This window comes from Sulfidibacter corallicola (assembly GCF_017498545.1).
Classification (GTDB): domain Bacteria; phylum Acidobacteriota; class Holophagae; order Acanthopleuribacterales; family Acanthopleuribacteraceae; genus Sulfidibacter; species Sulfidibacter corallicola.
The window spans coordinates 6728087-6742898 of sequence record NZ_CP071793.1 but is presented as its reverse complement, the minus strand read 5'-3'; the positions used below and the strand labels follow the sequence as shown (position 1 = coordinate 6742898).

General features: G+C 59.5%; 12 protein-coding genes. 6 read left to right on the top strand and 6 right to left on the bottom strand.

Annotated elements, in window-relative coordinates:
- Positions 1 to 90: 90 nt before the first annotated feature.
- A complete protein-coding gene (locus J3U87_RS20935; protein ID WP_237377725.1) occupies positions 91 to 1311 on the top strand; it encodes an ankyrin repeat domain-containing protein in 1221 nt (406 codons plus the stop codon).
- A gap of 294 nt (positions 1312 to 1605) precedes the next feature.
- On the top strand, positions 1606 to 2328 hold the full coding sequence (locus J3U87_RS20930) for a response regulator (RefSeq protein ID WP_237377724.1): 723 nt from the start codon (positions 1606 to 1608) through the stop codon (positions 2326 to 2328).
- A 112-nt stretch (positions 2329 to 2440) separates the two neighbouring features.
- Here the strand turns inward: J3U87_RS20930 and J3U87_RS20925 are convergent, their stop codons facing one another.
- Complete coding sequence (locus J3U87_RS20925; protein ID WP_237377723.1) at positions 2441 to 3508, bottom strand: NHL repeat-containing protein; 1068 nt, start codon at positions 3506 to 3508, stop codon at positions 2441 to 2443.
- Positions 3509 to 4021: 513 nt separating this feature from the next.
- Here J3U87_RS20925 and J3U87_RS20920 point away from each other — a divergent pair.
- The gene (locus J3U87_RS20920; protein ID WP_237377722.1) at positions 4022 to 4546 is read left to right on the top strand and encodes a hypothetical protein; all 525 of its coding nucleotides are present in this window, start codon (positions 4022 to 4024) and stop codon (positions 4544 to 4546) included.
- 167 nt (positions 4547 to 4713) lie between these two features.
- On the opposite strand, the gene J3U87_RS20915 is transcribed toward J3U87_RS20920, so the two are convergent.
- Positions 4714 to 5592, bottom strand: a complete 879-nt coding sequence (locus J3U87_RS20915; protein WP_237377721.1) for an aldo/keto reductase — start codon at positions 5590 to 5592, stop codon at positions 4714 to 4716.
- Between the two features lie 500 nt (positions 5593 to 6092).
- On the opposite strand from J3U87_RS20915, the gene J3U87_RS20910 reads away from it, so the two are divergent.
- The 3 genes from J3U87_RS20910 (at position 6093) to J3U87_RS20900 (ending at position 8908) form a co-directional block, all read left to right on the top strand.
- Complete coding sequence (locus tag J3U87_RS20910; protein ID WP_237377720.1) at positions 6093 to 6989, top strand: glycoside hydrolase family protein; 897 nt, start codon at positions 6093 to 6095, stop codon at positions 6987 to 6989.
- A 148-nt stretch (positions 6990 to 7137) separates the two neighbouring features.
- Positions 7138 to 7995 (top strand): M50 family metallopeptidase, encoded by an 858-nt coding sequence (locus tag J3U87_RS20905; RefSeq protein ID WP_237377719.1) that lies wholly within the window; start codon positions 7138 to 7140, stop codon positions 7993 to 7995.
- 232 nt (positions 7996 to 8227) lie between these two features.
- Positions 8228 to 8908 (top strand): SDR family oxidoreductase, encoded by a 681-nt coding sequence (locus tag J3U87_RS20900; protein WP_237377718.1) that lies wholly within the window; start codon positions 8228 to 8230, stop codon positions 8906 to 8908.
- A gap of 139 nt (positions 8909 to 9047) precedes the next feature.
- Here J3U87_RS20900 and J3U87_RS20895 read toward each other — a convergent pair whose 3' ends face one another.
- The 4 genes from J3U87_RS20895 to J3U87_RS20880 form a co-directional block, all read right to left on the bottom strand.
- Entirely contained in the window at positions 9048 to 9419 is a 372-nt protein-coding gene (locus tag J3U87_RS20895) for a Fur family transcriptional regulator (RefSeq protein ID WP_237377717.1), read from the bottom strand.
- 101 nt (positions 9420 to 9520) lie between these two features.
- Positions 9521 to 12109 (bottom strand): efflux RND transporter permease subunit, encoded by a 2589-nt coding sequence (locus J3U87_RS20890; protein WP_237377716.1) that lies wholly within the window; start codon positions 12107 to 12109, stop codon positions 9521 to 9523.
- Between the two features lie 232 nt (positions 12110 to 12341).
- Entirely contained in the window at positions 12342 to 13286 is a 945-nt protein-coding gene (locus J3U87_RS20885; protein WP_237377715.1) for a carbamate kinase, read from the bottom strand.
- A 215-nt stretch (positions 13287 to 13501) separates the two neighbouring features.
- Complete coding sequence (locus tag J3U87_RS20880; protein WP_237377714.1) at positions 13502 to 14761, bottom strand: arginine deiminase; 1260 nt, start codon at positions 14759 to 14761, stop codon at positions 13502 to 13504.
- Between the last annotated feature and the right edge of the window lie 51 nt (positions 14762 to 14812).

Genomic DNA, 14812 nt, shown 5'->3' with positions numbered 1-14812 from the left:
AAAGGGGTTCGGCGGTTCGTGGTTCAGTCAGGGGTGCGCAGGCTTTTTCAGATCGACAAACTTTCACGGTTCCCGTTCTGGGCGCTCGTGATGTTGACGTTCGCCTGCCAGCAATCCCACCAACCCCAGACCGGCAACGATCGGCGTTCGAGTGCCCCGCGCCATAGCGGCGAGGCCTTGGACGACCGACTGTTGGAGGCCTTGCAAGCCAACGCCCACGCACAGGTCTACAAACTCCTGCGCAGGGGTGCCGACCCAAACGCCGTCAACCGTTTCGGCGATACGGCGCTGATTTGGGCCGCCTCCCAAGGCCAGGCCGATATCGTTCAGGCCCTGCTGGAAGCGGGTGCCGACCCCGACAAGTACGGTAGCTATCGCCGAACGCCGCTCCACTGGGCCGCTTCCGCCAACCATCTCGGCGTCGCCCAACTGTTGATTCACGGCAAGGCCCGGGTGGACGCCGTTTCCGAAAAGCTCCGCACGCCGCTTTTGGTGGCGGCCCACAAGGGCAACACCGAAATGGTGACCTACCTACTCGAACAGGGCGCCGATCCGCGACTTTCCGATCAGTACGGCAATAACGCACTGATTCTCGCCATCGAGGGCGGCTTTCGCGAGACCTTCACGACCCTCGCCACGCACAGCGATTCGCTGAGCCACCGCAACAGCGCGGGCGAATCGGCACTGAGCCTGGCCCTGAAAAAGGGTTATCGTCATTGGCTTTCCGAACCCGACCTCCAGAACCGCCATCCCCAATTGGAAGACCAAATGGAGCGGCTCTACGAGGTGGTCGAACTCAATCGGGAGGCGCGCCCGGACCTCGACCTGGCCGCCATGGAAAAGCGCATCCACGAAGAAGTGAATCGAATCCGCGAGGAACGAGGCCTACCCCTGCTGAAATGGGAGCGGAAACTGAGCGAAATCGCGCGGGAACACAGTCGCGACATGGCGGATCACACCTTTTTCAACCACGTCAATCCGCGCGGCGAGAACCCTACCCAACGGGCTATGCGCCACGGCTTTCCCACCCGAAAAAAAGTCGGTCGCGGGCGTTTCGTCGAAGGCCTCGGTGAGAACATTTTCATGATCAGCGTTTCCGCCGGTCGCGGTGTGGTTTACGATCGAGGGGAGAAGACCATCACCCATCGGTGGCACACCCAGGCCGGACTGGTGGAGCGCGCCATTCAGGGTTGGATGAATAGCAAGGGACACCGCGAAAACATTCTCAACCGCGATTATCGAAAATCCGGGGTCGGTTTGGCGATCTCCGATCAGGAAGGCGGCGTTTATTTCACACAAAACTTTTTCTGAGCCGCGGTGCTTCGCCAGGGCTCGCGCCACGAGGCCTTCGCTCTGAAAGATTTCTGGAATTCACATCTCTCCCCTAGCCTAAGCCGATCTTTTATAAGATCATACGTCACCCCCTCACACTTCGGGGTTTTCTCGGTTCGCAAAGATCAGCTCGAACCAAGTTAAATTTCGCCGACATACGCAGCCGCTGAAATTCGCGCCGAACCTCGTTTTCCTCTCTTTTTCAAAGAACCCATTCAAGGAAGGGCGAAACCAGCACGATAAGTTCGGCAAGAAAACCAAGGAAGTCCCGCCATGGAAGGCAAATTTCGACTCCTAATCGTCGATGACGACCCAGCAATCCTCAAAACCATGAAAGCGATTGCCCGCCACCACCGCCACCTGGAAACCGAAGTCGTGGATCAACCGGCGAAGGCCAGCGAAAAAATCCAGAACAACGCTCCCTACCACATCATCCTCACGGATCTGGTCATGCCGGGCATCACCGGCGTCGACCTGTTGCGCATGGCAAAGGCCAAATCACCGGATACCAAAGTGATTCTCGTCGCCAGTTTCGGCGACCAGCAAATCCTGATGGATGCGATCAAGTACGGGGTCTACGACTACATTCACAAGCCTTTTCGCCCCGAAGAACTGAACCTGATGCTCAACAACTGCACGGAGCGGTTTCTTCACCTGCGCGAAAAGCACGACCTGAAACAGGAATTGGTGCTGAACAAAACCAAGCTCGAAGAATACGATGCGGAAGTTCTGGCGTTACGCCACGAAATCGCACGCCTAAGAACCCTCCTCAAGCAATACGAACCGGATATGGAGGACATGCCGCAGGACATCAGCCAGGCGATCGCCAAGGCTGCCGCCAAGCGGGTCACCAATATTCAGCAGTACGATATCTATCGGGAATTGCGCGACTTGACCAATCTCTACGAGGAAAAGCGAATTACCCAGCAGGAGTTCCAGGAATTCCGCAAAGCCCTGCTGGAACGGGCCTATCGAACCAGCCTCACGAGTGCCTGAGCCCACTTCGAAATCACCCTGGCGCAACTCGCCCTTCCCCTACCGCGATGCCCAACCTCGAACCCGAGGCGGCATGATCGATCATGCCGCCTCCCGATCTCGAGTCGCCGCTTCAGCTTCGATTCTGCAGCTCGACTTTGGAGATGAACAGGTTGTATTCGCCTTCTTCATCGGTTTCCACCACCAGGATTCGGCCGTTGGCACCGAAGATGGCACCACCTTCGCCCAAGCGGTACTTGAGGCGACCCAGGGTTCGACCCTTGGCATCCACATAGTACCCGTGGAGATCGTTGTAATAGGCGATCACCCGCGTCACGAGGTATCCCCGGTCCCCGTCGGGAAACAACATGGAAAAGTAGGGATGCTTTTCGGGGAAATCGGCGGTCAGGAAATCGTTGTTCTTGATCCAGCCCTGTTCGTTGAAAGCATCCTTGTCGGCCTGACTCACATCGACGCGGGGGATTTTCATCGTCACTTTCTCGAGTTCCTTGCCGTCCTGGGAGAAAACCTGGAACTCGGGGGCGGTATCACCGGCCAGGAGAATGCGATCTCGGGATTGGTCGTAGTGCAGCACCGATCCCTCGCTGTAACCGATGATGACCACACCGCGCTTGTTGTCGGAACGCATGCGCCAGGAAGTGTCCGGCGCCTTGAACAGGCTTTTGAGCTGGCTGCCGTCGGGCTTGAAAATGCCGATCTCCGAAAGCGGCGGCTCGGTGTTGAAGAGACGGTGGTGAATGAGGAAGTTGCCGTCGTCCAATATGCGAAAAGCTTCGGTGCGCCCGTTGGGCAACTTGAAGCTCTCGGCCCGAATGAAGGTGCCGTCCTTCTTGTAGCGATTGACAAGGCGCAGGCCGCCGTCGTAAACGATGACTTCGTCGCCGACCACGTTGATGCTGGCTTGGGGACCGCCATTCTGGCCGCCCAGCATCAACTCGCCCGGGCCCTGGCCCTGTTTGCCGAAATTGCCCTTGTAGGTGCCCGAGGCATCCCACATGAAGACGGTGTGGGCCGCGAGATCCAGCAGATACACATTGCCCTTTTCGTCGATGGTGCCGTCCCAGGGCACCCGAATGAACTCCGCCGCATCGTCGGGAAGCGCGGCCAGCGGAACTTCGGGGGTCAATACGACGCTTTTCGGACTGGCGAAAAGACTATACAAAAGCAGCGAAACAATCATGGAAACACCCTTTTCAAAATGTCACAAACGTTGGTTGCAGAAAGGTTGGAATTCACTAGGGTATAGGACGAAAGGTCGTAACCAAAGAGTTTAGGGTAAAGGGTTCCAATCGGAAACATTCCCATGGATTTCGTCCGGGTTCTTCGTCAAAGGAATAGCGCGAGTCTCATCGAAAATCCAGAAAAAAATCGCCGCGACCCGTTCCGTCGTCGCAAATCAGGCCTGGGCCCCTCGTCGGAAAAGCGACGGTCGTGACACGACTCGCGCGCGTACATTGAATCGGCGCCAGCGCCACCACGCGGAATCGGCACCAGCACCACCACGCGGACCACCGTCCGGGCATCGCCACACCACGGGAGGCACACCTTCGGCGACCGTCCTCGCCCGAGGTCCCGCGCCCCTTACTGCGAGGGCTTCGTCCGTCAAAAAAGAAAAAATGAAAACTTGCTAAACCCCACCAGGACATTCCCGTTTGTTCGGGCAAGTTGAAACAAGTTCACAGTGGAGGAACAAATGAGCAAAAAGCTGATCGCAACGACTATGGGTATGTTGCTGTTTGCAATGGGTGCCTTCGCGCAAAACGACGACGCACCCTACATGATCAATGTGGATTTCACCCACTTCGGCCAGGACGGCGGAAAGATGCAAATGAGCCTGCCGCTGGATTTCATCGAAAGTATCAAGCCCAAGATCGAAGAAGCACTTGCAGAAGTGCAACACGGTGACCACGGCATCGATGTCGCGGCCCTCTGGAAAGCCATCAAGGAAGCCGGCCCCACCAATTTCGTGGAAATCGACAGCAAGGACGGCAAGGTCACCGTCAAAACCGACGAAACCTACTTTTTGGTTCACGTCGAGAACGAAGAAATCAACGACCTCAACGTCAAGATTCCCCTGGAGCTGTGCGAAGCATTGCTCGCCGGCGGTGGTGACATCGACTACGACCGGGTCGTGGAAAGCTTGAAAGGCATGGTCGGCAAAGAGCTGATCAACATCGACTCGCCCGAAATCAAGGGCCGCATCTGGCTCACGCGTTAACCCCGGCCGCAAGGCCTCATTCCTCCGCGACTCCCTTCGGGATCGCCCACCAACGTTCGCCTAGAACTGTCTTCTCAAACCTTCCTAATTCAGGCCCGAATCTCTCCCGAAGAGAGTCGGGCCATTTTTTTTGGCGGGGCCAACCCCGTGCCGGCGGGAAAGCCGCGTCAGATTTCACTTTCCCAATCGGCACCGCACTCCAAGAAACGCGAGCGCAAACGGTCGACCACCTCATCGGGCAACTTGCCGCGGGAAACGATCTCCGCATTGTCGCGAAGATGGTGCTCGTTGGTGGTTCCGACGATGCAACTGTCGACCCCGAAGGTATAGGCAGCAAACCGCAGGGCGATCTCCTGCCAGGGTAGATCGAACGCCAGATTCATCGTTTGCAGCCGTTCCCAGTAGGGTTCGCAATAGTGACCGACGGGACGCTCCTCGAAGCGCCAGGGCGCATTGGCGACCGGCCGCTTGGCGATCACGCCCATGTGGCGCCGCTTCGCTTCGTGCAGTCCCCGATTGACGAAGCGCTGGTCGCAGATGTTGACCGAGGCGATCACGCTGCCGAATCGCCCGCTGTCCACCGCGTAGCGCAGGGCTTCGTTGTCCCCGGCATACGCCACCACGCGCACCTTACCGGCTCGCTGCACGCGATCCAGCGCGTCGATGACGTCACCCCGCTGCAACACGTCGGTCGGGCAGGTGTGCAGGTGCACGATGTCGATCGTGTCGCACCGCAGCCGTTTCAGCGCGGCATCCACGCCCGCGACGATGCAGTCGTAGGTCCAGTCCGGAACGCCGGGAACCCCGTATCCGACCTTCGTCGACAACACGAAATCGTGGCGCCGTCCCGAAAGGTATCGACCGATGCGTTCTTCGGAACTGCCGTAACCACGTGCGGTGTCGATGAGGTTGATCCCGCAATCGAGGACCGCGTGTAACAGGCGCTCCACCTTGGATTCATCCATATCCGCCCCACCGATGAGGCCGGCCCCGAAGCCCAGCGCCGATACTTCGAGACCCGTATTGCCGAAAGCTCGCTTTTCCATGTGACATCCTTGGAATTGAAGTGCGATCGAGGACCTAGACGGTAGTTTTCGCTCGATGGGTCCTGAACACGCCGCCGTCTCCGTGCTCAGGATCGTCATGTGGTTCGAATGAAGTCAGTCTAACGCCCATGCGGAAACGAAAACAGGGTGGCTAACGAACGATCCGCTCCAATGGCGCGGGATCGGGCCTCGACATTCGTTTTCGGTGCAACGGCTGAATTTCGATTCCCGACGGTTGAAACCACGCTGTATTGGATCTCGGGCCTTTTCGGAACATACCTTTCTAGAAATCGCTGTTTCTGGATGGGCACCAGCCTAACACCTGCGACCGGACCCGGACAACGACGGACCGGAGAAAGGTGACGATGGCGTCGTTCGATCGCGTACATCGGCCCCAAACCGTCCCGGCTCTGGCGTTCCCCTCGGGGTTTCCTTAAAATGGACTGACCTCGACTCTTCCCACCCCAATCTCCATCAAAGACACTCACCGGGAGGATCGTTTGCGTTTTATCTACCAGGGACTCCTGACGGCGGACGACCCGCGCACTCGTGGATTGTTGCAGAACGCCATCTTCCCTACCGCGACCATGCTCGAGAACGGCTCCATGCGGCTGTTTTTCGGTGCCCCGGATCGCGGCCGGGATTTCATTTTCTACCTGGACGTGCATCCAAGCCGTCCCACCCACGCCACCACCCAGGCGGTGTATTGTCTGGAACACGGTCAGGCCGGCACCTTCGACGCCGACTCGGTCCTTCCGGCCAGTCCGTTACCGTGCAGCGAAAGCCTGCGTCTGTACTATTCGGGTCGCCAGAAGGTCGTCGGACGGCCTTACGTGGAGTACGTCGGGCTGGCTCACAGCCACGACGACGTGCATTTCCGGCGCGCTTCCCATACGCCGATTTGCGATCGAACCGATCAGAGCCTGTTCGTGCGCGGTCAGGCCTGCGTCACCGAACGGGACGGCACCTTCCACATGTGGTACGTGGGTGCGGGCCAGTGGCAACAGGTCGAGGGCCGCGAAGCACCCTGCGGCAGGATTTTTCACATGACCAGCAAGGACGGTCTGTCCTGGCCGGCACAAGGCCACCTGTGCCTGGGCCCCCGGAAAGACCGCGAAATGGGCCTCTACCGGCCGTGGGTGATCCGTACGCAAGGCTTTTGGCACATGTGGGCTTCCGCACGGCACCTCGACGGCGCCGGCTCGATCCTGGCCGCCCGATCCCGCGACGGCACGAGCTGGGAACGCGACGAACATCCCGTTTCCTTCGTCAGGGCGCCCGCCGACCTTCGTGCTGACCAGCTCTCCTGCCTGCAAGGACCCCAACAGGGGCTGGCCTTTTTCCGCACCACCGCACCCCAACCCGGCATCGCCATCGCCCTGATGGACCCCATCTGAACCGCAGCCCGGTCGCAACGTTCCCACGACCGCCCACGTCAAGCGATCGCGGCGGTAATGTGCCACCCCGAAATTCAATCTCCTATTCGAGCGGCTGGCCCCCTCGCGCGCCACCTTTCGCCACCTCATCAAAAACGGAGTCGCGACCATGGACATGGAATGGAAAACCCAAACCCCTTCCCCACCCGCGCGGGAAACCGATTCGGACGCCAGGTTCCTGATCGGCCTCATTTCGGTCTTCGCATTCCTCTGGCTCGTCATGCCCCTGATCTATCCACCCTCCAGCCGGTGGATCTACATCGCCATGTTGCCGATCTCCCAACTGGGGACCTTCGTCCACGAAATGGGCCACGGACTCGGCGCCATTTTTACGGGCGGCCACTTTCACTGGCTCCAGATCGAGATGATGCGCGGCGGCGCGGCCATCACTTCGGGCGGCTGGCCGCTGTTCGTCCTGTTGGGCGGACTGCTGGGACCGGCCATGGCCGGTGCCCTGTTGATGTACCTCTCCACCCGCGTCAAAAGGTCGCGCCCCGTTCTCGCCGTGCTCTGTTTTCTGCAAGTCGCCGGCATGTTTTTCATGATCAAACCGATGTTCATCGCGATCCTTCAACCTTCGGCTCCGTTGATCGACCAATGGCGCTTTTCCTACTTGAGCAGTTTGATCATCCCCACGATCGGCCTGCTTCTAACGGTAAAAATCTGTTTTCTGTCCGAACGGATCCAACGACGCTACCTTCAATTCCTCGGCGTCATCATGTGCCTGGCGGGATTCAGCTCCAACAGCTACATCTTCACCTACCGGGTGCTTTCCAACGGCGGTTACTCCGATGCCCGCATGGTGGCCGGTATGCTGTGGAGCGGCCCCGAGACGGTGCCGTTCGCGATATTCGTGGTGGTGGCGACCGTCATCAGTATCCTGAACATCGCCCTGATGCTGACAGGGGCCTACGTCTCGATTCGATCCAAGCGCCCCAAGGCGAAACGAGATGTCGCGATCGAATAAATGGGTGACGCGTTTGGCGGCATGCCTCGCACAGGGGTAGCATACTCGCGAACCTGAACATGACCCGAAACACGCATCGAGCCGAGCGTCGGGTATCGCCCTCGAAACGAGCGGTTTGGCGGGTTCCCATCCAGGGCCGAGGTGACACGCCTCGTTCCCGAACCGCACTTCCGACGCCGAGGGGCCGAGCGCATCGGCAAAGCACCACAGAACGACATACAAGGGAGCATCCATGAAGACCATTCTGATCACCGGCGCCAACCGCGGCATAGGTTTGGAGTTCGTCCGACAGTATTTGAGCGAGGGGAACCGCGTTTTGGCGACCTGCCGGAATCCCGAGGCGGCCGAAGATCTGAAGACACTGGCATCGAGCGGCTCACTGGAAATCGGGGCGCTGGACGTGTGCAGCCAAGAATCGGTGGACGCGCTGGCCGAGCGCTGGCAGAACGAGCGCATCGACCTGTTGATCAACAATGCCGGTGTCTACGGCCCCCGCACGGGATTCGGCCCCACGAACTACGAGGCCTGGGAAGAGGTGCTGCGCACCAACACGCTGGCCCCCTTCCGCGTGGCCCTGGCCTTCGTCGATCGCATGAACCATGGCGGCACCTTGGCCTTCGTGACCAGCAAAATGGGTTCGATCACCGACAATACCAGCGGCGGCGCCTACGTGTATCGCTCCAGCAAGGCCGCACTCAACATGATCGTGAAATCGATGAGCATCGACCTCGCCCCACGCGGCCTGACCTGCGTGCTGCTGCATCCCGGTTGGGTCAAGACCGACATGGGCGGTCCGAACGCGTTGATCGACACCCTCACCTCGGTGTCCGGCATGCGGTCCACCCTGGCCGAGGTCGGCCCGAACGAAGCGGGCGCCTTTTTCAATTACAACGGCGACCGAATTCCCTGGTAACCCTTGCGGGGTGGTCCCGAGGGGCCGCCCCCTTCCAGGCCTAACCACGGAAAACGGTTCGACACCTCTTCGAAGGGTTCCCGAATCCTCGGTTTTTCGGCGCCCGGAGCCAGCCTCGCTCCGGCCCGCGATCCGATCGTCATTTACAGGTGGCACACTTGCCGAACAACCAGATCTCGTGGCGCAAAACCTCGAAATCCTGCATGCCGTGGGTCAGCTCTCGTAGGTTGGCGCAACCGGGCACATCGTAAATGGTGCCACAGCTATCACATTGAAAATGATGGTGATGGTCGTGCTCGGCGCGCTCGTAACAGGCCGGCTGTCCCGGTAATTCGACCGCCACCAGCCATCCTTCCTCACGCAGTCGCTTCAGGTTGCGGTAGACAGTGGCGATGCCGATCGTCCCGTCCCGCTCCTGAACCGCGTCCACGACATCTTGCGGGCTCAGCGGTCGCTCCGCCGCCTCGAAAATCTCGCGAATGAGCGCACGTTGTTTGGTGCTACGTATCATGGGGGCCGCTCCCACCTAGTTTTCTGAGGATCGCCGAACCCCGAGGGTTCGCGCGGTGGCGCCACAATATTAGCATGCCGACCCCGCTTGGGCCGAGCCCGCTATTCCCGTGATCCACGGACAAATTGAACCCTAAACACCTGCATCAACAGGGGCAACAGCACCACCGATCCGACCCAGCAATAAAAAACGCCCAGGATGGCGCACAGTCCCAGACTGCGAAATCCGGAATAATCCGCGAGAAACAGCGAGCTGAACCCGAAGATCGTGGTCAGCGAGGTGAGCGTGACGGCCTTGCCGCAGTTCGCCATCAGCTTGAGAATTTCATCGGACTTGCGGTGCAGGTATTTCTCGACGATATGCACACCGTCATCGATCCCGATGCCGATGATCAAAGGGGTCGCCACGAAATTGAGAATGGTGATGTCGATGCCCAGGAGCTTCATGGTCCCCAACATCCACACCACGGCGATGCACAGCGGCGTCAGGGTCAACACGACCAGAGATGGCCGCCGGAAGTGCATGTACATGGCCCCGATCACCAGGAACACCGAGAGCAGGGTCGACAACCGAAACGAATCCTTGACCAGGCGTTTCAACTCATCGGAAATGGTTTGGATACCGGTGACGTGAATCGCGGCGCCCTCCCCGGTATCGACCTGAGCGAGCAGGGTGTCGGTCAATTCGCGGGTGGCGTTCTTGTGCCACAGGCCCAGGCTGGGATAGACGTGGATCAGGGCCTTGTACTTGTCGTCGTAATGATTCAGGAAGGGCCGGGTAAAGGGACTGTCGGTGGCGAGGATTTCCTTCAGCGAGATGGGTCGCCCCGCGTCGAGGCCCTTGGCCAGGTTTTCGATGTACTGGCGGGAATCCTCCGTGGCGCGGAACTGCTGCTTGTCCAGGGCCGCGTAAAAAGCGTGGGTGACGCCTTCTCCGGTCAAGCCGGCCTCGCCGAGCGCCTTCATGTTCACCGATTGCTCGCGCGGACTCTGGAGAAACGAGAGCAGGCTGTCCCAGCGCACCAACTTGCCCTCTTCCTTCATCTTGCGCATGACGGGAACGAGCTTGTCGTGCGCCGCATACAACTCTTCCTCGGTACCGGCCTCGAGCACGAAGGTCAAGGAACGAAGGCTGCCGCCGACCTTGGCGGTCACCTCGTTCTGGAGATTGATGGAAGGGTTGGAGCGGGCCCGCACGGAGCGGATATCGGTCGTGAAGCGGAGTTGCACGGCCTCCACCATCAGAAACAGGGTACCGACGACCAGCAACCCGACCGCCACCTTGGGGTGGCGCAACGAGACGGAAAGCAACTTCTCCACGTGGAAATCCCATTGCGCCCGGGCCGAAAAGGCCTTGTCGCGACGCCAGGTCTCGCGGAAGAACAACATGCAGGGCAACAGCACGAACATCTGCAACAGGCAGCAGAAAATCCCCACGGCGGCGATGATGGCGAATTCGCGCAGCCCGGAGAACTCACTGAACCCTAGTGCCAGAAAGGCCAGCGCAGTGGTACAGCCTCCGATGAAGGTGCCCAGGCCCGTTTCGGAAAGCGCGATTTCCATGGCTTGGCCAATGTCGTGACCGTGCTCGCGCTCGTCCAGATAACGCGAAAAAATGTGGATGGCGAAGTCGATGCCGAGACCCACGATCACCGCGGAAAAGGTGGCGGTCATCAGGTTCAAGCGCCCGAACAACAGGTAACCCGCACCGAGCGTCCAAATCTCGGCCGCGATCAGGGGCAAGCCCACGTACATGATCGCCAAGGGTCGCCGATAGGCCAACACGAACAAAAGCAGGACCATCGCGAACGAGCTGATGAACATGCTGTTCACGTCACCCTTGATGATGGCGTTCTCGTGGGCGGTGATCGGGTGCGGCCCCGTCAGGCCGACCTCGAAGAGTTGGGCGGGGTCCTGTCCCTCCTCATCCAGGTACACTACTTTTGCCGCTTCGATCTGATCGAGCAGGAAATCGTTCAAGGCAGTGCTGAAATCGACGTCCTCGGGCGACCGCTTGGGCTTGCCGAGGATCAAGAGCATATCGCGGCTCTTGCTCATCAGGAACCCGTCGGTGAAATTGATCTGGTAGTTGCCGGTGATCTCCTGGCGATAGGTGCCGGCAAACTCCAATAGATTCAAAGGGTCCTTTTCGATCAAGGTCTTGGATGTCAACCCGGATTGGAGGTCCCGCCGGTTCTCGGCGATGCGCTCGGCGATCGCCGCATCGCTCAATTGCTCGGCGAGATCGGGCAGATGTTCGGCAGGTATCAACCGCGTCAGGTATTGGAGAAAGGAGTGCCAGTTGGTGTTCTGCTCGGCATCGAACAGGTTCGCCCGCAACCAATGGAAGTACTCGGTCGCATCCGGTTGCTCGTTGACCTGATCGACCAGGATTTCAGCGAATGTCTGCGCCTCGTCGCCGTGCATCGGATCGAACTGAACCACCACCACGAGCCGATCGATCAGGTCGAAATGGGTGACGATGTCCTCGAATCGATGCACCACGGGATTATCGCCGGGCAGCAAATCGCGCAGGGTCGTTTTCTGCTCCAATTTGAGCGCAAAATTGGCGAAGAAAAGGGTGAGCAGCAAAAACAAAAGCAGAATGATGCGAAAACGGCGATGGAGTAGCCGCGCCAACCCTGCCAAAAACCGCTGGCTTTGCTTGACTTTCAGTTGCTTCAACGACAACGGGACGCTCCGTGACCCAGAATCGACTCCACGGAGTCCGGCCTCAAAGGCGCCTGATCATAACACAAGCGGAGGCTTCCCGCCTCCCCTTGCCGCGCTTCGACAAGGCCCCAACCCCATGGGCTCCGGCCTTTCGGCACCCATCGACGGCGCCGAGGGCGATCGCTCATGCCCGAGCGAACCTTTCGGCGTTCGGCGACGCCAAACGAGTTTTTTTCGAGAGAGACACGAGTTACGGGTCGGGTACGATGCGCGTGCCCACGTTCTCGACTTGGCCACGCAACAGGCACTCGGCGGTGGTGATCAGGACCTCGCGCCCGCCGCCGCGAATGTACTCGATCGAGGATTGGATCTTGGGTCCCATGCTACCTGGCGGGAATTGGCCCTCTTCCAGGTAGCGAGCGGCCTCGCTCACCGTCATCCGATCGAGGTCGCGCTGGGTGGGTTTTCCGAAATCGAGGGCGACCTTTTCCACCCCAGTCAGCACGATGAAGACCTCCGCCTCGAGTTCGTGGCCCAGCATGGCCGAGGTTCGATCCTTGTCGACGACCGCTTCGATGCCGATCAGGTAACCGTTGGGATCTTCATAGACGGGAATGCCACCGCCGCCGCAGGCCAAAACCACGAAACCGGCATCCACCAGGCTGCGAATGGCGTCGATTTGGGCGATGCGCAACGGTTGCGGCGAAGGAACCTGGCGGCGCCATCCGCGCCCGGAATCTTCCTTCATGACCCATCCCTTTTCCGATTCCAGTTGGTGGGCGCGAAAGTTCTCGTAGAAGGGCCCCACGGGTTTGGTGGGATCGTGAAATCCCGGATCCTCGGCATCGACCACGACCTCGCTCAACACGGTACTGACCTTCTGGCTCAAACCCTTGAACCTGATCATGTTCTCGATGGAGCGCTGCAACATGTAACCCATGCTGCCGACCGTTTGCGCCACGCAAATATCCATGGTGTAGGGCGGTACGCGGTTGGCGGCTTCTTCTTGTTGAATCAGGACGTTGCCTACCTGGGGGCCGTTGCCGTGTACGATGATGGGCAGGTAACCCTGCTCCAACAAGCGCACCACCATCTCGGCGGCCTCCTTGGCGTTGTCCAACTGTTGTTTCTGCAGGCCGATCTCGCCCGCCTTAACCAATGCGTTCCCCCCGAACGCGATCAGTGCTTTCTTCATGAACCCCTTCCTGACCTTAATAGACTTGATTCCATCAACAGCCGGGCCCCCCGAGAGATCCGAGCCAGTGGGACGCTGCCGCGAAAGCATCGCCCCTTCCTTACATTACTGATACAGGGTTGAACGCGACCGAGGCCGTGTCGTTCGGACAGGGCCGCGTTCGATGGTTGCTTGACCGGGTCGCGCAAGACCGGGTCGCGCCAGACCGGGTCGCTTTAGATCGGGTCGCGGCGCAACGGGAACGTCATACAGCGGGCACCACCGCGGGCACGACTCAATTCGTTGCCCGAGATCATCACCAGGTAGCGTTTCCCATCCAGCAAGTCGATATCCTTCGCCAGCACTTCTTCACCGCTGACCACGTTGTAGCCCACCTTTTCCAACTCGTTGGCAGTCTTGAGGTTGCGGCTGTAACCCAAAATGACCCCCGGAGCCAGGCAGAAGGCGTTGGCACCATCGGTCCACTGCTCGCGTTCCTGGTCCAAACGATTTTTTCCACCGCACAGGATCGGCTTCAGCGCATGCCCTTCGTCGGCCAGCGCGGAGAGGAAATTGTCCTTGAGCGTGATTTCGAGCTTGGGCCCGCTCAGGTCCATCTTGATCACCGGCAAACTGTCGATACCCTTGCAGAAAAAGGGCGGGAAGACCAGGCAGTGTTCCCGATCGATCTGGGTGAAGATGGTGTCCAAGTGCATGACCGCCCGCTCGTGGGGCATCAACACGGCGAACAGGGTCTTGAACTTTTCCTGGGCGCGCAACTTTTCGGCGAGCATGGTCACCGCGCTCTGGGTGGTGCGAATGCTGACCCCGATGGCGAGGATATCCTGGGAAAGCACGAGGATATCGCCACCCTCGATGGTGTTGTTCAGCTCGGGCAGGCCGCTCAGGTAACCCGGAATCGCGTCGAACCAAATGCGGCTCTCGTCGTCGATGCGGTATTTGGGATGGAACCGCATCACGGTGTCCAGGATGAAGGGCTCGGCCCGCCGCGCATTGGTGGCCATGTGGTTGAGCGACACCCCGTTGCCGATCACCGCCGCCGGATCGCGCATGAACAGGAGGTTGGGAACGGGCGGGAAGCGGAACCGATAGCGGGTGCCCTGATCGATGTCCTCGTACCAACCGGCGACCGAAAGCTCGGCCAGGGTCCGATCGTCCAGGGCTTCGAGCCGATCGCGATCGGCAGACTGCAATTGGTGGAGCACGCAAAAGCGATCCAGGAAATGCCGGCGCGCGCCTTCCTGACCCAACGAGGTCGCCAACATCTCCTGAACGTCGTACACGTCGTCGGCCACCTTGGCGATGACCTTCGAAAAGACGTCGTGCTCTTCCCGTGCTTCCTTTCCGAACAAGATGTCGTCGAACAGCAATTCGTGCATCAGAGACGGGGTCATGCGGTCGACTTCCAAACCGGGAGAATGGACAGCCACGGCGCGCAGGCGGCCGATTTCGGAATACACGGACAACTGAGTCATGGATCCTCCGAAGAAAAAAAGACGGGCCCACATCGGCCGCAGTCTTGGATG